The organism is Musicola paradisiaca NCPPB 2511 (assembly GCF_000400505.1).
Lineage (GTDB): Bacteria > Pseudomonadota > Gammaproteobacteria > Enterobacterales > Enterobacteriaceae > Musicola > Musicola paradisiaca.
The window spans coordinates 2,081,500-2,103,928 of sequence record NZ_CM001857.1; the positions used below are offsets into that span (position 1 = coordinate 2,081,500).

At 55.6% G+C, this 22,429-nt stretch carries 14 protein-coding genes and 2 pseudogenes; 8 read left to right on the top strand and 8 right to left on the bottom strand.

Annotated elements, in window-relative coordinates:
• Window positions 1–133 precede the first annotated feature (133 nt).
• The 4 genes and pseudogenes from DPA2511_RS09115 to narX all read right to left on the bottom strand — a co-directional run bounded on the left by DPA2511_RS09115 (window position 134) and on the right by narX (window position 5,559).
• Window positions 134–1,189, bottom strand: a complete 1,056-nt coding sequence (locus DPA2511_RS09115) for a DUF481 domain-containing protein (RefSeq protein WP_012765377.1) — start codon at window positions 1,187–1,189, stop codon at window positions 134–136.
• Between the two features lie 228 nt (window positions 1,190–1,417).
• Window positions 1,418–2,686: an acyltransferase family protein gene (locus DPA2511_RS09120; protein WP_012765378.1), complete on the bottom strand. Its 1,269-nt coding sequence runs from the start codon at window positions 2,684–2,686 to the stop codon at window positions 1,418–1,420.
• Window positions 2,687–3,103: 417 nt separating this feature from the next.
• On the bottom strand, window positions 3,104–3,754 hold the full coding sequence (narL, locus tag DPA2511_RS09125; RefSeq protein WP_012765379.1) for a two-component system response regulator NarL: 651 nt from the start codon (window positions 3,752–3,754) through the stop codon (window positions 3,104–3,106).
• A pseudogene (gene narX / locus DPA2511_RS21430) lies at window positions 3,744–5,559 on the bottom strand (nitrate/nitrite two-component system sensor histidine kinase NarX). Before narX ends, narL begins: the two are co-directional and overlap by 11 nt.
• 328 nt (window positions 5,560–5,887) lie before the next feature.
• Here narX and DPA2511_RS09135 point away from each other — a divergent pair.
• Both DPA2511_RS09135 and DPA2511_RS21435 read left to right on the top strand, forming a co-directional pair.
• Window positions 5,888–7,294, top strand: coding sequence for a NarK family nitrate/nitrite MFS transporter (locus DPA2511_RS09135; RefSeq protein ID WP_012765381.1), 1,407 nt, complete (start codon window positions 5,888–5,890; stop codon window positions 7,292–7,294).
• Window positions 7,295–7,537: 243 nt separating this feature from the next.
• Window positions 7,538–8,038 (top strand): TetR/AcrR family transcriptional regulator, encoded by a 501-nt coding sequence (locus DPA2511_RS21435; RefSeq protein ID WP_226376641.1) that lies wholly within the window; start codon window positions 7,538–7,540, stop codon window positions 8,036–8,038.
• 96 nt (window positions 8,039–8,134) lie between these two features.
• On the opposite strand, the gene DPA2511_RS09145 is transcribed toward DPA2511_RS21435, so the two are convergent.
• Window positions 8,135–10,135, bottom strand: coding sequence for an oxidoreductase (locus tag DPA2511_RS09145; protein WP_012765383.1), 2,001 nt, complete (start codon window positions 10,133–10,135; stop codon window positions 8,135–8,137).
• 642 nt (window positions 10,136–10,777) lie between these two features.
• Here DPA2511_RS09145 and DPA2511_RS09150 point away from each other — a divergent pair.
• From DPA2511_RS09150 to narI, 4 genes and pseudogenes are all read left to right on the top strand, one after another.
• On the top strand, window positions 10,778–14,545 hold the full coding sequence (locus DPA2511_RS09150) for a nitrate reductase subunit alpha (RefSeq protein WP_012765384.1): 3,768 nt from the start codon (window positions 10,778–10,780) through the stop codon (window positions 14,543–14,545).
• Window positions 14,545–16,106, top strand: a pseudogene (gene narH, locus DPA2511_RS21440) (nitrate reductase subunit beta). The gene DPA2511_RS09150 and the pseudogene narH overlap by 1 nt, the downstream one beginning before the upstream one ends.
• On the top strand, window positions 16,103–16,822 hold the full coding sequence (narJ, locus tag DPA2511_RS09160; RefSeq protein WP_012765386.1) for a nitrate reductase molybdenum cofactor assembly chaperone: 720 nt from the start codon (window positions 16,103–16,105) through the stop codon (window positions 16,820–16,822). The pseudogene narH and the gene narJ overlap by 4 nt, the downstream one beginning before the upstream one ends.
• Window positions 16,822–17,499, top strand: a complete 678-nt coding sequence (gene narI / locus DPA2511_RS09165) for a respiratory nitrate reductase subunit gamma (RefSeq protein ID WP_012765387.1) — start codon at window positions 16,822–16,824, stop codon at window positions 17,497–17,499. The genes narJ and narI overlap by 1 nt, the downstream gene beginning before the upstream one ends.
• Window positions 17,500–17,541: 42 nt before the next feature.
• On the opposite strand, the gene DPA2511_RS09170 is transcribed toward narI, so the two are convergent.
• Complete coding sequence (locus DPA2511_RS09170) at window positions 17,542–17,997, bottom strand: NUDIX hydrolase (RefSeq protein ID WP_023638272.1); 456 nt, start codon at window positions 17,995–17,997, stop codon at window positions 17,542–17,544.
• Between the two features lie 369 nt (window positions 17,998–18,366).
• Between DPA2511_RS09170 and yiaY the strand changes: the two genes are divergently transcribed.
• Together yiaY and DPA2511_RS24095 are read left to right on the top strand one after the other, a co-directional pair.
• A complete protein-coding gene (yiaY, locus tag DPA2511_RS09175; protein ID WP_023638273.1) occupies window positions 18,367–19,515 on the top strand; it encodes an L-threonine dehydrogenase in 1,149 nt (382 codons plus the stop codon).
• Window positions 19,516–20,027: 512 nt separating this feature from the next.
• On the top strand, window positions 20,028–20,150 hold the full coding sequence (locus tag DPA2511_RS24095) for a hypothetical protein (protein WP_012765390.1): 123 nt from the start codon (window positions 20,028–20,030) through the stop codon (window positions 20,148–20,150).
• 39 nt (window positions 20,151–20,189) lie between these two features.
• On the opposite strand, the gene DPA2511_RS09185 is transcribed toward DPA2511_RS24095, so the two are convergent.
• Together DPA2511_RS09185 and DPA2511_RS09190 are read right to left on the bottom strand one after the other, a co-directional pair.
• On the bottom strand, window positions 20,190–21,221 hold the full coding sequence (locus tag DPA2511_RS09185) for a methionine synthase (protein ID WP_012765391.1): 1,032 nt from the start codon (window positions 21,219–21,221) through the stop codon (window positions 20,190–20,192).
• Between the two features lie 27 nt (window positions 21,222–21,248).
• Window positions 21,249–22,226: a DUF1852 domain-containing protein gene (locus tag DPA2511_RS09190; RefSeq protein ID WP_012765392.1), complete on the bottom strand. Its 978-nt coding sequence runs from the start codon at window positions 22,224–22,226 to the stop codon at window positions 21,249–21,251.
• Window positions 22,227–22,429 lie beyond the last annotated feature (203 nt).

The window sequence follows — 22,429 nt, forward strand, 5'->3', positions numbered from 1 at the left end:
GGGCGTTGAGAACGCGCGACGGAGGGATGAGCCAGACGGCGTTATTCTTATGCGGTACGCTCGCCGGGCACGCGGGCCCGACGTTGATGCCGAGCGCCGGCCCGGTCGTGTGATTCCGGGCCGGCGCTCAGGTTTACCAGCCTACACCCAGACCCAGCGTATACAGGGTGTCGTTGACGTTACCCTGAGTGCTTTCAGTACGGTTGCGGGTGACTTTCATACTGACGGAAGACCAGTCCGTCACTTTGAAGCGCAGACCGGCGCCAGCCTTGATGTACAACGGCGTGGTACTGTCGAAGGAGCGGCCGACTTCACCGTCGGTGAACAATTCGGTGCGTTTACCAAACAGGAAACGATCGTAGCTCCATTTCAGACCGCTGGAATAGAAGTTATCTTCGCTATTGTTCTGGTAAACGAACTCCTGGGAGTTGACCAGTGTCGCCAGCGAGAAGGATCCCAGATCGTTATCCCAGAACTGATAACCCGGACCGGTACCGACGGAACGGGTGATCTTGATGTTTTCTATCCAATCGCGTTTGTATTCATAGCGGCCCTGCCAGAACCAATGTTCGCTCATGAATTTGTCCAGCGCATATTCGCCGGCGGCGTTTTTGGTGCTCTCTACCTCGTCTTCCTTGGCCATGTGGTAGCTGGCATCCAGATTATGACGCCAAGTGCCATGACGCAGTTTCGAGTCGAGGGTGACATCGTGATTGTCGGTCTCAGTGGAGCTTTTCTTGCGTGCCAGACTGACGTCAACGTTGCCTTTCCATGAGAAATCTTCCACCCAGCGGTGCGGCACCACCATGGTGTTGATATCGGACAGCGGCAGCGTTTCCTGACCGGCGCTTACCTGCTGGCCGTCAACGGTGGCTGGCTGAGCGAGAATCGCGCGCTGGGAATCCATCGCTTTGATAGACGGATAAAGCACGCCTTTTTCATAGCGTTGTCCCTGAATCACCATGCCGTGGTCGGTCTGGAAGGTTTTGACCTTGTCCCAAGAGAGGGAAACCGTATCGGCATAGTCGGTCTTGATGAACAGCTTACCGCTGTCCAACAGCGTAATCTGGCCGCTGATTTTATCGCCATTGGTCAGCCAGACGGTATCGGCGTGGCTGGAAGAAATGCCTGCGGCACTGAGAGCGATAAACAGGCTCAGTGACGAAAGTGCATGTTTGGTATGTGTCATGTTGTCAGATAAACAGTGGTAGCTGGGAGTGAAGGACGCCATTTGGACGTTCAACCGGTTGAATAACATGCCGGTATGGATCGGCGATGCAAACATTAACAGGAATCGCTCTGCGTCTCTAGGTATAAGTCACCACTAATTAGAACGTAAATTGTTATAAACGACGACAGTAATGATTAACGGCTATAACGGTGACGACGATCACATCACCGTTACAACCTTGTACATTCAGGCGGGGCTGCGGGATTGGGTAAAACGACGCGCCAGAAAGCGTTCCGTGAGATAGAGACGCAGCCGGACGACGAACCGCTCCTGAAACAGTACGCACAGAGCGATGGTCGCCAGCAGGAAAACACCGTATCCGATGACAGACAGTTGCACCTGACTTGCGGCATCCACGCACGCGCGCCAGTTGCTGAAACACTGGAGCGGATCGCCGCGCAGCAACTGCTCCAGGGTGCGGAACAGATTAAACAACGGGACATGCAGCGCGAAGATGGACAGCGAGGCGGCGCCCAGCCGTCCGGCCCAGATTTTAACCTGTTCGCTCGCCGGGTCGCGGATACCGGCGCTCAAACAAACCAGTGCGACCTGCGCCGGCAGCAGCAGGCCGTTGTGCAGCAGAAAATACCAGTAGGGTTTGCCGTGAGTGAACAACCAGGTGCCGACCAGAAAGCTGGCGCCGATAAAGGCCAGCAGCGCATTACGCCGCCAGAATGAGAGCGGCGGAAACGTACCCTCCCGGTATTGCCGGAAAATCGCGTACCCTAAAATGCCCGCCAGAAACTCGGGCAGCCGGAGCAGCGGGCCACGTTGCAGCATGCCGGTGTAGGGAACCCCGTACAGACCGTGTCCGATCATCCATAACGGCGGCAGCAGATACAGCAAGGCCATCAGGCTCAGCCACCGCCGTGGATGCCGACTCGCCAGCAGCCGGGGCGCCACGATGGGAAACAACAGGTAGAAGAAAAACAGCGTGGAGACCGACCAGAGCGGCGCGTTGAAGGTCAGAAAATAGGGATTCCAGGCCTGCAACAGCAGTAATTGCAGTAAGCCGTTGAGGGCCAACTGGCTATTGCTCATGTAGTGGTGCAGGGCATCAGGACTGACGCTGGGATCGTTGCTGTCGTAGATGACAAAGCGCGGGCTGGCGAGCTGGCCATCAGGCGCTATCGCCAGCCAATGCATCAGACTGAGCACCAGGATGGAGGCGACCAGACCGACGATATGCACAGGGTAGAGATTGAACAGGCGTTTGGCGAGAAAGTGACGCGCCGGTTCGCGCAACTGGCCGTTACGAATATAAACGTGGGCCAGTAAAAAACCGGACAGCACGAAAAACGTGCTGGTAGCGAAGAAACCCATGCTGGTCAGTTCGCTGAGAAAAGGAATTTTTTCACGCTGCGGATAGACATGCACCGTATGGTAGATCATGACATAGCATCCCAGCAGGAAGCGGAGCCATTCAAGGCCAATGAATCGTTCTCTGGCTTGCATCTCTTTTTCCTCCGGAGTTTCTGGTGAAACGGCGCTGTCGAGCCGCTATAGGCCAGTCTAGGAAAGGAATGTGGGGAAATATTTAGGAAAATGGCGAGAAATTAAGTAGAAGCATTCAAAGCCTTTACTATATAGGGGGTTATGAAAATAAACGTGTAGAAGTGTATAGGCGTGTATTTAAATATTTTTATATTTTAATCAATGAATTAAAAAGCAATTCCTTTGAAGAGACCATAATCTGATTATGGTTAATTATCAATATTGTTTCATGGTCGACGGGCGATGCAGCATGAAAAAACACGCTAGCCCATTGATGAAAAAGGAGTCCGGCGGCGTTTTACCCTACCGCGCATGGGGCATTATCTGTGCAGTCGCGCTGCGTTGATCATGGCGTATCGATGGCCGCATCCGCGGCCGTTACAAACTTTTCTCCTGCAATACCCAGACGGCGGCTTCTACGCGGGAGCGCAGTTTCATCTTTTTCAGCAGGTGCTTGACATGGACTTTCACCGTGCTTTCGGTGATGTTGAGCTTACGGGCGATAACTTTATTGGGCAGCCCCTGGGCGATCAGTTTCAAAATGTCTTTTTCTCTCGGCGTCAGCTGCTGGATATCTCGATCGCCCGGATGTCGGTTTTCCCGCAGGCTGGCGGCGAGAATGGGCGTCAGCGTGTCGCTGAGCACCATTTTCCCGGCGGCCGCCTGTTGTAGAGCCGCCAGCAGGTCTTCGGGCTCCATGTCCTTCAACAGATAACCATCGGCGCCGTTTTTCAGGGCGCTGACCACATCATCCTCGTGGTTGGAGACGCTAAACACCACAATACGGCCGGAAAGCGGTTTCTCACGCAGGCGAGCCAGTGTTTCCAGCCCGTTCATGCCCGGCATATTCAGGTCGAGCAGGATCAAATCGGGATCCCAGCGTTCCGCCATTTCCACGCCTTGTTCGCCGTGGCTGGCCTCATCGATGACCCGCAAATCCGCGGTCATGCCGATAAGTTGTTTTACGCCGTTACGCAGCATGGGGTGGTCATCAATCAGCAGTACGGTGGCGGGTTCTTCATTGGTCATGGTTCTCTCCTGATATCACAAATGGCTGGTGGTAATCCGCCTGAAAACTGACATACACCTCTGTACCGCCGGCATCGCGGCGTCGGACGGCGCAGTCGCCGTGCAGGCTGCGAGCACGATCGCGCATGATAATAAGCCCGTAATGGTTGGCGCGCAGGGCGTTGTCGCTGATGCCGACGCCGTTGTCGCACACGCTCAGCACAATTTGCTGCTGGTGTTGGCGCAAGGTGATGCTGACGTCGGTGGCGTGGGCATGTTTATAAATATTGCTCAACGCCTCACGCACGATTTGCAGCAGATGGATACCCTGGTGGGCGGAAACCGCCTGCAAAGGCAATTGATAATGCAGCTGAATCGGATACCCCAGACGTTTACCGAATTCATCCGCCGTAGCACGCAGCGCGGCAGGCAGGCCGGATTCAGACAGTTTCAGGCGGAAGGTCGTCAGCAGCTCCCGTAATTGCCGATAAGCGGTATTGATTTCGTCGCGCATGGCGGATAACTGCTGCTGCATGTCCGGCGTCAGCGTGTCGTGCTGCATTTGTAAACAACTGACCTGAATCTTCAGGCAGGAGAGCGATTGGGCGATTGAGTCGTGCAACTCTCTGGCGATGGTGGCGCGCTCTTCCATCAGCATCAACTGTTGCTGGTGGCTGGACTGGCGCTCCAGCGCCAGTGTGCTGGTCAACTGTTCCAGCAGCGTGTTCAACAACTGGTGCTGGTCTGCGTCAAGCCGGCCTCCGGCGGGCAGGCAGGCAAGCACCATGCCGTAATGTCCGTGCTTATCGTGCAGATCCCAACAGCGACTGTCGCCGGTTGGCGCCGACGTGAGGGGATGTTGGTAGCAGCGCCGCAGGCAATGGCGATCAGGACAGCGGTCAGGGTCGGGAAGCTGTGTCAGGGCCGCGGGATGGGATTGCGCCTGATGGTTATCCTCAAACAACTGGAGGCGGATGTCGTGCAGCGGCATCAATTGCGCCAGTTCATCCAGCACCGGCAGCAGGCGGCTGCACAAGGGGGGAACTGGTGTGCAGCCGTCGGCTGGAGCGGTATAGAAACTCCAGCGTATCGTTTTTCTGCTGCAGGTCGGCGGTCTTTTCCGCGACCCGATGCGCCAAATCGCGGTAGATGGCGGAAAGCTCGTCCGACATTCGGTTGAGGGTTTGCGCCAGCGTACTCATTTCATCCTGGCCGGGCAGCGTGACCCGCTGGTCAAAATCGCCGCGACCGATGGCTTGCGCCATGAAAATCAGCTTGCGCCATGGGGTCAGCAGACGGTGACGCAGGTAAAAGAACGTGGCGAGCAGCAACAGCAGCATGCTGGCGATAAACCCCTGTTGCACCCACGTCACTCGCTGCAGGCGCGTTTCGGTTTTCTGATCGATGGCGGAAACCAGCGCATCCAACTGGCGGACGAAACCGGCCACCTCCGTCGCCGCATCGGCGGCGCTGCCGGCCTGGCGTAAGCGCGGTTTCAACTGGGAAGACCAGTAATGCCGCAAACTGTCGAATTGTTCCCCCAACCCTTCCCGGCGCACCGCCTGTTGCAGATCGCTGCTGTTTTCGTCCCGCTCCAGCTCCTGAAAGTAGATCTCATGTCCGGCGTTTAACGGCACCAGCGATAACAACCGGTAACTCTGCATACGCAACGATCCCGCTTTATTGATGGCGTGCGCATTGCCCTGAATGCTCTGCGACAGCCAGCCGGAGACCGCCATACCGGCGATGCCCAGCAGGCCAAGCAACAGCATCAGGATGGCAACCTGATTGACCAACGACAGCGGAAGCAGGAATCGTTTGAACATATCACCGCCTTTTCTGGCTAGGGGTTCCAGCGGGATACCGCCAGACGAATACGTATTTTTTCCCATTCTGGCGGATAACCCCATACTCCTAAATGAGTACCCCGAAATTTCCGTCGGGGGCGATGGCCATGACCCGCGGGTGATACCCCAGAGTAACCGTATGAAATAGAATGATTAACGTCGGCGGGTATTTTACTCCCAAAGGAGTGCGTCACGGCCAGTGTGGTTTTCCTACCCGACAACCCGTTGATATGCGTCAACTTTCACGGCGGCATAACCCCTAATGTTGCGCCTGATGATAGGGCTACTCTTACTGACCGAGGTTTTTATGACGCAGTCGACAACCACGCCAGATGTTTCGCGTGAAACGGTGATCCGGGAATGGCACCCCGAAGTTCCTCAATTCTGGCAATCACAAGGGCGACACATCGCCCAACGCAACCTGTGGATCTCTATCCCCTGCTTGTTACTGGCTTTCTGTGTATGGATGCTGTTCAGTACCGTGGCGGTCAACCTGAATAAGGTCGGCTTTCACTTTTCCACCGATGAGTTGTTCATGCTGACGGCGTTGCCGTCGGTCTCCGGCGCGCTGTTGCGGGTGCCGTATTCTTTCATTATTCCGCTGGCGGGCGGGCGCCGCTGGACGACGTTCAGTACGCTGATCCTGGTGATCCCCTGTCTGTGGCTGGGCTTCGCGGTGCAGGATCCGCAAACGCCGTATGGGGTGTTTATCATCATCTCGCTGCTGTGCGGTTTTGCCGGCGCCAATTTTGCTTCCAGTATGGCCAACATCAGCTTCTTTTTCCCGAAAGCGAAGCAGGGCGGCGCGTTGGGGATGAATGGCGGTTTCGGCAACCTGGGGGTGAGCGTGATGCAATTGCTGGTGCCGGTGGTGATCTTTCTGCCGGTGCTGAGTTTTACCGGCAAGGGCGTCAGCCAACCGGACGGCAGTATGGTCTGGCTGCAGAATGCGCCCTGGGTTTGGGTGCCGCTGCTGCTTATCGCCGCTGTGGCCGCCTGGTTCGGCATGAACGATCTCTCGACCGCCAGAGCGTCGATACGTCAACAACTGCCGGTGCTGAAACGCGGGAATTTATGGATCCTCGGCGTGCTGTATCTGTCGGCGTTCGGCTCCTTCATCGGCTTTTCCGCCGGTTTCGCCATGTTGTCGCGAACCCAGTTTCCAGACATCGTCATCTTGCACTATGCCTTCTTCGGCCCGTTGCTGGGGGCGCTGGCCCGTCCGGTCGGCGGTATGTTGTCAGATCGTTTCGGCGGCGTGCGGGTGACGTTGATTAACTTTATGTGCATGGCCGTCTTGTCGTTACTGTTGTTCACGGCATTGCCTGGCTCGGGGCAGCCCGGCTCATTCCTGCTGTTTTTCGGCGTCTTTATGTTGCTGTTCCTGACTGCCGGGCTGGGCAGCGGGTCGACGTTCCAGATGATAGCGGTCATCTTCCGCGGGCTGACGGTCGCGCGGGTTAAAGCGGCGGGCGGCAGCGATGAAGAGGCTCAACGCAGTGCGGTGACAGATACCGCCGCCGCGCTGGGGTTTATTTCCGCGATGGGGGCCATCGGCGGGTTCTTCATTCCCAAAGCGTTCGGCACGTCGCTGGCACTGACGGGCTCGCCGGCCGGTGCGATGAAGGTCTTCGTCCTGTTCTATGTGGTCTGCGTAGTGATCACCTGGCTGTGTTACGGGCGTAAAACACGCACCGGAAGGACGGAGGCCTGAACCTAGAGTGGCGAGCGGCGGCATGGTATAACGCTGGTCGGTAATAGACTCGTCATAGTTCACGTTGCAGGAGCGTTGGTCTTTCGGTGGGGGTATGATTCTTCCCGGTCGCCGCCTTCCTGCGACGTGAATGATTTGGGATAACGATGACAACAGCAAAATTAACGACGCGGCAGCGAAGAAACATCACGACGCGAAAGAAACTCTATGAAAGCGCGCTGATGCTGATGGAGGATACCGCGATTGAAGATATCACCATCAGCCATATCTGTACCCATGCCGGTGTGTCCGTCGGGTCGTTTTTATCGTCATTTTAAAACCAAAACCGATATTTTCGTCGAAATGTACGAGCAGGCGGATACCTATTTTCTGGACAAATACCAGGTTCAACATCTGAACGCGACCGCGTTGGATAAGATCCTGGAATTTTTCGACACCTATTCTACGTATCACTTAAAGATTGGGTTGCAAACCGTCAAGCAACTTTATACCTGCAATAATAAGCTGTTCATCATGAAAGGCCGGAATATGCAGAAGATGTTGCAGCTTATTATTGAAGCCGGTCAGGTCAGCGGGGAAATAGATAATACGGATTCCGCAGAGGAGATTACGCAATACCTTTTTATTTCAGCACGCGGTTTGATTTATAACTGGTGCCTGCATGATGGCGGTTTTGATCTGCGGGAAGGAATGCGCCATTACATGAACAGACTGATTATCTCCATTAAAAGCTTATCCCATTAGGGCTATTTCATGTGCCATTCTGGCCCTGGGCCGTGCTCGAAATCCGCCTGTTCCCCTTTATAGCGAAAACAGGCGGTGAAATAACGCTGACGGTCGTTAAATATTTTTGGCTACTTCATACGCATCCCAAATGGCGTACATGATATTTTGCACTTGCTTGGCGTCGCCCAATAAATAAGTTTCCGGCAGTTCATTCCTGACTGATTCGAATAATTCTCGCTGAGGTGTGTAACCGATCGCCAATATGGCGGAATCCGCTGCTAATACCCTTTCTTCATTGGCGGCATTTTTCAGCATAAATCCGTTTGCCGTGGCGCCGGAAACAACCGTATCGGTTAACAAGCGGATATGTTTAAACGCCACCAAATCGCGCAGCATATCTTCATTGGCATGACACAGCGGGCCGCCAATCGTCAGGATGTCATCCTGCATTTCGACCAACGTCACCTGCTTGCCCTGATTAACCAGCCAAAGCGCGGTTTCACAGCCGACCAGCCCGCCGCCGATGATCAAGGTGCTTTGGCCGGGATCCTTCTTGCCGAGCAACACCTCCTCGGCGGTATAGACGTTGTCGGCGCCGCCGAGCGCCAGGGTGCGCGGCGATGAGCCGGTGGCGAAAACAACCGCGTCAGCCTCACTGGATAACAGCATGTCCTGCGTGACCGTGCTGGAGAAACGGATATCGACGTTCAAGTCCCGCAGGGTGTCCTGATACCAGGCGGCCAGCAGATGGTCGTCTTCCTTGAAGCTGGGAACACCGCCGGGGATCAGGTTGCCGCCCAGACGGTCGGTCTTCTCATGCAGAACCACACTATGGCCGCGTAATGCCGCTACGCGCGCCGCCTCGCAGCCTGCCGGGCCGCCGCCGATAATCAGCACGTTTTTAGCGTGATCGGCTTTGCCGATGGCATAGTCTTTTTCCCGACCGCAGGCCGGGTTCACGGCGCAGGAGATGGCCGCAAATTTAGCCAGCCGCCCCATGCATCCCTCCTGACAGGATAAGCACGGGCGCACTTTATGAAACTTCCCTGCTTTGATTTTATTGGGGATTTCCGCATCGGCCAGCAAAGGGCGGCCTAACGCGATCATATCCGTCTGGCCGTTGAGGATTGCCGCGCTTGCCAGATCAGGGTTTTCCATGCGACCCGCGGTAATCACCGGTACGTTCAGGATTCGCTTCAGAATTTCGTTATAGGGCAGGTATAAACCTTTGTCCTGATACATCGGCGGATGGGCCCAGTACCAGGAATCATAGGAGCCGACGTCGCCGTTGAAGGCGTCATACCCGGCTTCTTCCAGAATTTTGGCCGCCTCGATGCCTTCTTCGATATCACGCCCTTGTTCGGCGAAGGTTTCTCCCGGCAAGCCGCCTTGTCGCCAGTCTTTAATAAAACTTTTAATGCTGTAGCGTAGCGATACCGGGTAATCCTGGCCGCATTCGGCCTTGATCGCCTGAACGATTTCAATCGCAAAGCGCAGACGGTTTCTCAGGCTGCCGCCGTATTCATCCGTGCGTTGGTTAAAGAAGGATATGGCGAACTGATCCAACAGATATCCCTCGTGTACCGCGTGTATCTCAATACCGTCAAAACCGGCTTTCTTGGCGATGGCGGCTGATTCGGCAAATTTTCGCACATAGGTGTGAATTTCCTCCCGGGTCAGTTCCCGGCAGGTGACGTCAGGCAACCAACGATGCGGGATCGGCGACGGCGCGACAGCCGTGCGGCCGACAATAGACGGAATACTGACACGGCCAAACCCGGCGGAGAGCTGTAACAAGATTTTGGCGCCGTAGGCATGGATCCGTTCGGTCATCATTTTGGCGGTTTTAATAAAGTTGAGCGGATTCAACGTTGGGCAGGGCATGGAGGGCAAGGCGCATTTTTCGATGTCGTTCTCCACCATGGTCACGCCGGTGATGATGAGGCCGGTTCCCCCTCGGGCGCGTTCGATGTAATACTCAGCGCCTCTTTCGTTGAAACAGCCATCCGCATCGCATAACCCGCCTGGCCCCATCGGGGCCATAACGAATCGGTTTTTGATCTCCAGTTTCCCGATATTAAACGGTTCAAACAGGATCTTATGGTTCGGTTGCATGATCGACTCCTGATGCTAATGGGAAGAGGCGTGAACAGTTGAATTTAACAAAGTGAACGTGTTCACTGAATCGATTCATTATAAACGGCGTATCCATACAAAATGTGATGGTTATTGAGGTTTATACATAATCAGTGAAACCCTCCCACACCCGGTATACCCGCCATCTCCCAGGTTGCCGCTGCGTTGGCTTGATGACTCAACCCGTTTCTGGGCCTGGTCTTTGTCGCGCCGCGCCCGCTGCGTTCCAATCTGCCCCCGGCAGACGGGTCGTTCATCCGAATGGCTTAGCGCCGTCAGGGCATCGGACGGTTTATCTGCATCCCCCTACCTCTAAATAGTCACTGGGGTAAATCGTTTACCACCGCTTTCATGGCGAATGATTTAATTTGTTTACTATTCAATGGATTATCTTGTTTTTTCGCGTTAACCCTTTGGGGGTATTTCGTCGATAGGCGAGCAATACCCCCCCGGCGGAGCTTGATCGCTGTCAATTTTGGTCTGGGGTCTGCTGGCTAAGCTGCGCTCCATAGTGAGCGAAGCATCAGGCTGTTTTCCGGATAACGCCGCACGTCGCCGGCGATCGGCCTGACCCTTTCAATAACGACAGGAACCCACAGGTTCCGCAGCAGGAGAGCCCGGATGAGCAAGTTTCTTGACCGGTTACGTTATTTCAGGCAACTGGCCGAGCCGTTTTCCGGCGACCATGGTCAGACACTCAATACCAACCGTGACTGGGAAGATGGCTACCGCAGCCGCTGGCAGCACGACAACGTGGTGCGTTCGACACACGGCGTCAACTGTACCGGCTCGTGCAGCTGGAAGATTTACGTCAAAAACGGATTAGTCACCTGGGAAACCCAGCAGACCGATTACCCGCGCACCCGCCCGGATTTACCGAACCACGAACCGCGCGGCTGCCCGCGCGGCGCCAGTTACTCCTGGTATCTGTACAGCGCCAACCGTCTGAAATACCCGATGGTACGCAAGCGGCTGTTGAAACTGTGGCGCGCGGTGCGCGCTGAGCATCGCGACCCGGTAGACGCCTGGGGCGCCATCGTCAACGACGTGGAAAAAACGCAGGAGTACAAACGGGCACGCGGTCGCGGCGGGTTCGTGCGTTCCAACTGGCAAGAAGTGAACGAACTTATCGCCGCCGCCAACGTCTATACCGCCAAAACCTTCGGGCCGGATCGCATTATCGGCTTTTCGCCGATCCCGGCGATGTCGATGGTGTCTTACGCGGCGGGCGCGCGCTATTTGTCACTGATGGGCGGGGTATGTCTGAGTTTTTACGACTGGTACTGCGATCTGCCGCCCGCATCGCCGCAGACCTGGGGCGAACAGACCGACGTGCCGGAATCCGCCGACTGGTATAACTCGTCCTACATCATCGCCTGGGGTTCCAACGTACCGCAAACCCGCACCCCGGACGCGCACTTCTTCGCCGAGGTGCGCTATAAAGGCACCAAAACCGTGGCGATTACCCCGGACTACGCCGAAATCGCCAAGCTGTGCGATCAGTGGCTGAACCCGAAACAGGGCACCGACAGCGCGCTGGCGCTGGCGATGGGGCATGTGATCCTCAACGAATTCCACCTCAAACAACCCCGCCACTATTTTACCGACTATGTGCGCCGCTACACCGACATGCCGATGTTGGTGCTGCTGGAGCCGCGTGCGGAGGGGTATTACGCCGCCGGGCGTTTGCTGCGCGCCGCCGATCTGGTGGACAATCTGGGCCAGCAGAACAATCCGGAGTGGAAAACCATCGCCATCGACGACCCCAGTGGGGATCTGGTGGCGCCGCAGGGTGCCATTGGGTATCGCTGGGGAGAAAAGGGCAAATGGAACCTGGAGCAACGTGACGGTGTCACGCAACAGGACATCAACCTGCGTCTGAGCCTGCACGGGCACCATGATGAGGTGGTTTCGGTGGGGTTCCCGTACTTTGGCGGGGCGCCGAGCGAACACTTCGCCGGCGTCAAACTGGATGAGGTGCTGGTGCATCAACTGCCGGTCAAGCGTTTGCGGCTGGCGGACGGCAGCGAAGCGCTGGTGACGAGCGTGTTTGACTTGACGCTCGCCAACTATGGCGTGGATCGTGGCCTCAACGATGCCAACTGCGCGACGGATTACGATCAGGTGAAGGCCTACTCCCCGGCGTGGGCGGAGCAGATCACCGGCGTGTCGCGGCAGAACATTATCCGCATCGCCCGCGAATTCGCGGAAAATGCCGACAAAACCCACGGCCGCTCGATGATCATCGTCGGCGCCGGGATGAACCACTGGTATCACCTCGACATGAACTACCGCGGGATTATCAACATGCTGATCTTCTGCGGCTGTGTCGGCCAGAGCGGCGGCGGCTGGGCGCACTATGTCGGCCAGGAAAAACTGCGGCCGCAAACCGGTTGGCTGCCGCTGGCCTTCGGGCTGGATTGGCAACGTCCGCCGCGCCATATGAACAGCACCTCGTTTTTTTACAATCACACCAATCAATGGCGTTACGAGACGGTCGCGCCGCAGGAATTTTTGTCGCCGCTGGCGGATCGCGCCCGGTTCGACGGCAGCATGATCGATTTCAACGTGCGGGCGGAGCGGATGGGCTGGCTGCCGTCCGCGCCGCAACTGGGCGCAAACCCGCTGCGGATCGCCGCACAGGCGCAGGCTGCCGGCATGACGCCGCAGGACTATACCGTCGCGTCCCTGAAAGACGGCTCGTTGCGTTTTGCCGCCGAACAGCCGGACAACCCGCAGAACTTTCCGCGCAACCTGTTTATCTGGCGTTCCAACCTGCTGGGCTCATCCGGCAAAGGCCATGAGTACATGCTCAAATACCTGCTGGGCACCGAACACGGTATTCAGGGGCAGGATCTGGGCGCGCAGGGCGGCGTGAAGCCGCAAGAAGTGGAATGGCGCGAGCAGGGCGGAGAAGGCAAGGTGGATCTGGTGGTGACGCTGGATTTCCGCATGTCCAGCACCTGTCTCTACTCCGATATCGTGCTGCCGACCGCCACCTGGTATGAAAAGGACGATATGAACACCTCGGACATGCATCCGTTCATTCATCCGTTATCCGCCGCCGTTGACCCGGTCTGGGAGTCGAAAACCGACTGGGAGATCTACAAAGGGTTAGCGAAAACCTTCTCTCGCGTTTGTCAGGGGCATCTGGGGGTGGAAACCGATGTGGTGACGTTGCCGATCCAGCACGACTCCGCTGCCGAACTGGCGCAACCGCTGGGGGTAAAGGACTGGAAAAAAGGCGAATGCGATCTGATCCCAGGCAAAACTGCGCCGCACATCATGACGGTGGAGCGCGACTATCCCCAACTGTACGCTCGCTTTACCTCGCTGGGGCCGCTACTGGACAAACTCGGCAACGGCGGCAAAGGCATCAGCTGGAATACCGAGTCGGAGGTTGCGCTGCTCAAACGGCTGAACCGCACGCAGGATGCCGGCGTGGCCGCCGGCCGGCCGCGCATCGAGACGGCGATCGACGCCGCCGAGGTGATTCTGTCGCTGGCGCCGGAAACCAACGGCCAGGTGGCGGTGAAAGCGTGGGCGGCGCTCAGTCAGGTCACGGGGCGCGACCATACCCATCTGGCGCAGCCGAAAGCGGATGAGAAGATCCGCTTCCGGGATATTCAGGCGCAGCCGCGCAAAATCATCTCCAGCCCGACCTGGTCAGGTCTGGAGGATGAGCATGTGTCCTACAACGCCTGTTACACCAACGTGCATGAGCTGATCCCGTGGCGCACCCTCTCCGGTCGGCAGCAGTTGTACCAGGATCATGAATGGATGCGCGCCTTCGGCGAAAGCTTGCTGGTGTATCGCCCGCCGGTGGATACCCGCGCCGCCGCGCCGTTACTGAACAGCAAGCCGAACGGCCATCGGGAAAAGGCGCTCAACTTCCTGACGCCGCACCAGAAATGGGGGATCCACTCCACCTACAGCGACAACCTGTTGATGCTGACGCTGGGGCGCGGCGGCCCGGTCATCTGGCTGAGCGAGGAAGACGCCCGCGAATTGGGCATTGCCGATAACGACTGGGTGGAAGCGTTTAACGCCAATGGCGCGCTGACCGCCCGGGCGGTGGTCAGCCAGCGTGTACCGGCCGGGATGACCATGATGTACCACGCGCAGGAACGACTGGTGAATCTGCCCGGTTCGGAAGTGACCGGGCAACGCGGCGGTATTCATAACTCGGTGACACGTATCTGCCCGAAACCGACGCACATGATCGGCGGTTACGCCCAGCTGGCGTATGGCTTTAACTATTACGGCACCGTGGGATCGAACCGGGATGAGTTCGTGGTGGTGCGCAAGATGAACCGTATCGACTGGCTGGATGCCGACAGCCATGACCTTGACCACCACCAGCAATATCGCCAGCAGGAGAAAGCCTGATGAAAATTCGTTCGCAAGTCGGCATGGTGCTGAACCTGGATAAATGCATCGGCTGCCATACCTGTTCAGTGACCTGTAAAAACGTCTGGACCAGCCGCGAAGGGGTGGAGTACGCCTGGTTTAATAATGTAGAAACCAAACCCGGCACCGGCTATCCCCATGCGTGGGAAGATCAGGACAAATGGCAAGGCGGCTGGATCCGTAAAATCAACGGCCGACTGGCGCCGCGCATGGGCAACCGTGTCGGGGTGCTGTCGAAGATTTTCGCCAACCCGGACGTCCCGGCGCTGGACGACTACTACGAACCGTTCGACTACGACTACGGCCATCTGCAACGCGCCGGGGAGAGCCGGCACCAGCCGGTGGCGCGCCCACGCTCGTTAATCACCGGCCAGCGCATGAACTCCATCGAAAACGGCCCCAACTGGGAGGACGATCTGGGGGGCGAATTCAGCAAGCGCTCACAGGATAAGAACTTCGACGACATGCAGAAAGCCATGTACGGGCAGTTCGAGCACACCTTCATGATGTACCTGCCGAGACTGTGTGAGCACTGCCTCAACCCGGCGTGCGTCGCGACCTGTCCGAGTGGTGCGATTTACAAACGGGCGGAAGACGGCATTGTGCTGATCGACCAGGATAAATGCCGCGGTTGGCGCATGTGCCTGACCGGTTGCCCGTACAAAAAAATCTACTTCAACTGGAAGAGCGGCAAATCGGAAAAGTGCATTTTCTGCTACCCGCGCATCGAATCCGGCATGCCGACGCTGTGCTCGGAAACCTGCGTCGGGCGTATCCGCTATCTGGGGGTGCTCTGTACGACGCCGACCGCATTGAACAGGCGGCATCGGTGGAAAGCGAAACCGACCTGTACCGCCGCCAGCGGGAGATTTTCCTCGACCCGCACGACCCTGAGGTGATCGCCCAGGCGCAGCGCGACGGTATTCCGCTCAGCGTGATTGAGGCGGCGCAACAGTCGCCGGTGTACAAACTGGCGGTGGAGTGGCAACTGGCGTTGCCGCTGCACCCGGAATACCGCACGCTGCCGATGGTGTGGTACGTGCCGCCCCTGTCGCCGATCCAATCCGCCGCCGATGCCGGCCAGCTGGCGCACAGCGGCGTGCTGCCGGACGTGGAGAGCCTGCGCATTCCGGTGCAGTATCTGGCCAATCTGCTGACGGCGGGCGATGTCGAGCCGGTACTGCTGGCGTTGCGTCGCATGCTGGCGATGCGCCATTACAAGCGGGCGCAGACCGTCGACCAGCTTGACGATACGCGCGCGCTGGAGCAGGTCGGGCTGACGCCGGCACAGGCCGAGGACATGTACCGCTATCTGGCGATCGCCAACTATGAAGACCGCTTTGTAGTGCCCTCCAGCCACCGTGAACTGGCGCGGGACGCCTTCCCGGAAGCGCATGGTTGTGGTTTCAGTTTCGGCGACGGTTGTCATGGCAGCGATTCGTCATTCAACCTGTTCAATAGCCGCCGTATCGACGCCATCGACGTGACCAGCCAGACCCAGACCATGAGCCGCCGCCGGATGCAGGAGAACAAGTCATGATCAGTCTTCGCATTATCGCCCGGTTGCTGGAGTATCCAGATGCGGATCTGTGGCAACAGCGCCAGGACATGCTGGATGCGCTGGAGCAAGCCGACGAGCTGCCGCTGCGCCAAAGCGCGCAACTGATGGCGTTTATCGGTGACTTCTGGCAGAGCGAGTTGCTGGATCGTCAGGAGCAATACACCGAGCTGTTCGATCGCGGCCGTTCGTTATCGCTGCTGCTGTTCGAACATGTTCACGGCGAATCACGCGATCGCGGTCAGGCGATGGTGGACTTGCTGGCGCAATACCGCGAAGTCGGTCTGGCGTTGGACTGCCGTGAACTGCCGGATTTCCTGCCGCTGTATCTGGAGTATTTGACGTTGCGTGAACCACCGGCGGCGCGTGATGGGCTGCGAGATATTGCGCCGATCCTGACGCTGCTGGCGGCGCGTTTACGTCAGCGCGGCAGCGACTATGCCCTGTTGCTGGAGTTGTTGCTGACGCTGGCGGCGTGTGAGCCGTCAAGCGCCGCAGTGGCGGCGAAGGTGGCGGAAGAAGCACGCGACGATACGCCGCAGGCGCTGGATGCCGTCTGGGAAGAGGAGCAAGTCCGTTTCCTCGCCGATAAAGGGTGCGCCCCGGCGGCGCAGGCGGCGCATCAGCGTCGTTTTGCCGGCGCCGTCGCCCCTCAATACCTCAACCTTGACGCCGCGCGGGCGAAAGGAGAGCGTTAATGCACTATATCAATCTATTTTTCTTCGATATTTATCCCTATATCGCCGGCGTGGTGTTTCTGGTCGGCAGTTGGCTGCGTTATGACTACGGTCAGTATTCCTGGCGGGCCGGCTCCAGCCAGATGCTGGATAAAAAGGGCATGCGGCTGGCGTCGAACCTATTCCACCTCGGCATTCTGGGGGTGCTGGGCGGTCACTTTGTCGGCATGATGACGCCACATTGGGTGTACGAATCCTTTTTATCGCTGGCGGTGAAGCAAAAGATGGCGATGCTCGGCGGCGGAACCTGCGGTGTTATGACGCTGGTGGGCGGTGCGATGCTGCTGAAACGCCGTTTGACCAACCCGCGGGTACGCGCCACCTCGACCACCGGCGATATTCTGATCATGGCGTTGTTGGTGATTCAGGCGGCGCTGGGGTTGTTGACCATTCCCTTCTCCGCGCAGCATATGGATGGCAGTGAAATGATGAAGCTGGTGGATTGGGCACAGTCGGTAGTGACCTTCCGCGGCGGCGCATCAGCGTATCTGGATGAGGTGGCGCTGGTGTTCAAACTGCATTTGGTGTTGGGCATGACGCTGTTTGTGCTGTTCCCGTTTTGCCGGTTGGTGCATATCTGGAGCGCGCCGGTGGAGTATCTCACCCGCCGCTATCAACTGGTGCGTAACCGTCACTAACGGTTGCCGGGGACAGGCATCGGCCTGTCCCCAACGCGCGATTCAAACGTGAATATCCCGCCAATAGTGCCGTAGCGCATTCATGACGTAAGGGATCACCTGCAGATGCTCAATCTGCTCCGGTGTCAGAAAGGCGAACCCCGAACCTTCGTTGAGGACGATCTCGCTGGGCGATATCTCCGCCGTGTAAGAAAAAAAGTAAATACGGGCGCAACGTGGCGCATCGGCGAGGGTGACGTAGTGCGGGAGCAGCCGTCGGCGATCGACAATCAGGCCGATTTCCTCCGCCAGCTCCCGGGCGGCGGCCTGCGCGGGGGATTCTCCTGGCTCCAGCCCGCCGCCAAACAAAGACCAGTATCCGGGGTAGACGATATCTTTGTCGGCATCCCGCAGTTGCATCAGCACGTTGCCGTTGAGATCGCGCACGATAACCAGCGCGCCCTGATAGTCACCGGGCTGACTGATGTCGCCCAGCGCAGTAAAAGTGGTATCCATCATGATGAGAAGAAGAGATATATCCGTCGTTTTATGTACGCCTAGCATAGGGCAGAACGGCGGCAGGCACTATATTTCGCTTGCCCGATAAACAGTAACGCACCGGTATAATCGTTAAGCCGCGCTTTTGAATGGCGGGCCGTTGGCGTTCTCAATGGCACGGAGTTTGAAGCGTCCTTCGATGTAAAAACCGGGTGCGATATTTTTTTAGTAAAAATTCCAGAAAGTTACCAGACATGATGTGGCTCAAGATTCATTTTGTAAGACAATGCTTCACGGTTGTAAAAATTGTCTCACATCAAATTTCACGATAAATGCAAATGCTAGGATAACGTCAGGTTAAAGCTCTGTAACACAAATGGACGGTGAATGATGAGCAGTGCATTTTATATTCCGGCATTAAACCTGATGGGCGAAGGTGCATTAACAGAAGCAGCAAAACAGATTCAACAACAGGGTTTCAAACATGCCCTCATTGTGACTGACGGCGTGTTGAATAAGATTGGCGTCGCCGCGTCGGTACAAAACCTGTTGAAAGAATTCCAGGTGGACAGCGCCATTTATGATGGCGTGCAACCCAACCCTACGGTTGCCAATGTCGATGCCGGGTTGAAAATTCTCAGCGCGAATAACAGCGACTGTGTGATCTCGCTAGGCGGCGGTTCTTCGCACGATTGTGCCAAGGGGATTGCGCTGCTGGCGACCAACGGCGGCAACATTGAAGATTACGAGGGGGTGGATGTTTCCGCTAAACCTCAGTTACCGCTGATCGGCATCAATACCACGGCGGGCACTGCATCGGAAATGACCCGTTTTTGCATCATTACGGATGAAGCCCGCCATGTGAAAATGGCGATCGTCGATAAAAACGTTACGCCGCTGATCTCGGTGAACGACCCGGCGCTGATGGAAGGCATGCCGCCTTCGCTGACGGCGGCGACCGGGATGGACGCATTAACCCATGCGATTGAGGCTTACGTTTCTACGGCGGCGACGCCGATTACCGACGCCGTCGCCATCAAAGCCATCGAGCTGATTCGTGATCATTTGCGTGATGCGGTCAGCAACGGCAAGAACAAGGTAGCGCGCGAACAAATGGCGTATGCCCAGTTTATGGCGGGAATGGCATTCAATAATGCATCGTTAGGGTATGTTCACGCGATGGCGCACCAGTTGGGCGGTTTCTACAATTTGCCGCACGGGGTTTGCAACGCCGTACTGCTGCCGCATGTAGAACGCTATAACGCCCAGGTGGCCTCGGCTCGCCTGAAAGTGGTGGCGCAGGCGTTGGGAGTGAATGTCAGTGCGATGAGCGACAGCGAAGGTGCGGAAGCCGCCATCGTCGCCATCAATCAGTTGGCGCGCGATGTCGGTATCCCGGCAGGGCTGAAAGATCTGGGTGTGAAAGAAGAAGACTTCAACATTCTGGCCGACAACGCGCTGAAAGACGCCTGCGGCGTCACCAACCCGAAACAGGCCACACACGCTGAGATTGTGTCCATTTTTGCCGCCGCATTCTGATCGAATGTGAATGTGAGTATCGAAAAGCCCCTGACCTGATGGTTGGGGGCTGAGGCTGTTGACAAACAGCTTATGTTGTCTTGTGAATGGTGAAATTTGTACGGTCAGTGAATAATTTCGTGCGGGATAAGCGGTGTCATTTCTTTTCTGCTTCGTCGCACACACGACAAGGCGAGGTTCAAACGCCACCTCCCCTTGACCACTGGCTGGTGGCTAAACTGTGCCGCTGACGCGGTTCCTTCGGCGTTCGCCTTCGCTGTTCGGGCCGCCCGTGACGCGCTCCAGACGCGGCACGGGCTTTCGCGACGTCCTGTCGCTCACCCGGCGAAGTCGCCCAACTCAGCACAGTTTTTGACGCCGTAAAAATGCTTCATCTTGTGCTTAAGGATTTTGTTAGCAGTCTGAGTCCCTGACCTGATGGTTGGGGTTTTTTTATGGCATAAACAAGGGCAGTAGTGGTCTGTTGTACTAATCAGATGTGCCCTTAAGATGCACATCTTGAGGGGGGGAAAATGAAAACGTACACCATTACTGAAGCCCGAAAAAACATTGCGACGGTCATCGATACGGCGGCCCCGTTTATTTCCTCGGCCGCCGGTGGTGCAGGTTATTTGGCGATTGATCAGATCGCCTGACACGGACTGAGTTTTTTAGTGATCGACAATGTAACGGTGTTATTTAGCAGAAAGCTCTCTACGGATAATGTCTGCACCTGCGCTTAACGCATTGAGTTTGCCTGTGGCTACCCGCCGGGATAAGGGCGCCATACCGCAGTTGGTCGAAGGGTAGAGCTTGTCGGCATCGACGAATTGAAGCGCTTTTCGTAGCGTATCGGCGACTTCTTCTGGTGTCTCTATGGCATTGGTTGCCACATCAATGGCCCCTACCATGACTTTTTTACCGCGAATCAGCTCAAGCAGATCCATCGGAACACGCGAGTTATGGCATTCCAGCGAGATGATATCGATAGCCGATGTTTGCAGTTTGGGAAATGCTTCTTCGTATTGCCGCCACTCTGACCCCAGCGTTTTTTTCCAATCGGTATTGGCTTTGATGCCATAGCCATAGCAAATATGCACCGCCGTTTCACATTTCAGCCCTTCAATGGCTTTTTCTAACGTGGCGATCCCCCAGTCATTCACCTCATCAAAGAAAACATTAAAGGCTGGCTCGTCAAACTGGATGATATCGACACCCGCGGCCTCTAATTCTTTCGCTTCCTGATTGAGTATTTTTGCAAATTCCCAGGCGAGTTTTTCGCGGCTTTTATAGTGGTTATCATAGAGCGTATCAATCATCGTCATCGGCCCCGGCAACGCCCATTTAATCGGCTGTTTGGTGAGTTGACGTAAGAATTTGGCATCTTCAACAAACACGGGTTTTTGACGCGCCACGGCACCGACCACCGTCGGTACACTTGCGTCATAGCGATTACGAATTTTAACCACTTCTCGTTTTTCAAAATCCACACCGCTCAGGTGTTCAATAAACGTGGTGACAAAGTGTTGGCGTGTTTGTTCGCCATCGCTGACGATATCGATACCTGCACGCAGTTGGTCAAACAGCGACAAGCTCAAGGCATCTTTTTTCCCTTCAACTAACTCGTCGTTTTGCAATTTCCAGGGAGACCACAGCTTCTCAGGCTCGGCGAGCCAGGAGGGTTTGGGTAAACTGCCCGCAGTGGATGTGGGTAATAATGTTTTCATCGCAAGTGACCTTATATTTTTGGTGAATCAGCGCGCGTAATGAGCAGACCATTGCTCAAGAATATTTTTATACGGTTTGATGAAGTGCTCTTCAGTAAACTTCCCTTGCTTAATGGCTAACTGGCTGCGCTCTTCCCGATCATAAACAATTTTTGTTAATGAATGATCCTGGTGATTTAGGTTGGGTTGATAATATTGCCCTGCTGCGGAGTTCGCATTGTAAATCTCAGGTCGGTAAATTTTTTGGAAAGTCTCCATCGTACTGATGGTACTGATCAGCTCAAGATCGGTGTAATCACTCAGTAAATCACCAGAAAAATAAAAAGCCAAAGGAGCGACACTATTTTGCGGCATAAAATAGCGAACCTGTAGCCCCATTTTTTCGAAATACTTTTCAGTCAAAGACGAACCGTTTGGCTGGTATTCGATGCCCAATACAGGATGCCGGTTTCCCGTTCGATGATAGGTGTCTTTACTGGACACACTTAAACAAATCACGGGCGATTTGCTAAAGTTGTCTTTGTATTCTTGTGAGTTGACGAAATATTTAAATATATTCCCATGCAAGTCGCCAAAGTTATCGGGAATGCTAAATTGGGGTTGGTTATTATTATGTTCTAACAGCAAGACACTAAAATCATAATCTCGCACGTAAGAAGAAAAATTATTTCCTACAATGCCTTCAATACGGGCATTGTATTTTTTATCAATGATGTTGGTTTTTAAAATTTCGATGGCCGGGAAGGTGGCGTTATTATCGGCAATATGCATATCAACAGAAATGATTTCAAGTTCGACCGAATAACGATCCCCGTTGGGATTATCCCAATACGCCAATGTATTGAAGCGATTGTCAATCATCACTAAGGTATTGCGTAAATTCTCCTGGCGGCTCGCGCCTCTGGCCAGATTCGCAAAGTTAGTCGTGATACGTGTATTTTCGGAAGGGTTATAGTTCTCATCGAAGCAACTGCTTTTAATTGTAAAGGTAAAATTCTTAGTCATCGTGTTGTTTTTTCCTGATGCTTGAGATGAAAACCTGGTTAATATGTTGATATTAAATGACTTTAATTTATCAATAGGTGGTCTTCATGTTGCCGTTAAGTTAATTAAGCATATTTTATGCCAGAGCCGATGGGGGAGGGAAAGAGACTTAATTTCATTACAACATGAGCCATATTCATGGTCGGGGATACGGCTAGATTAGG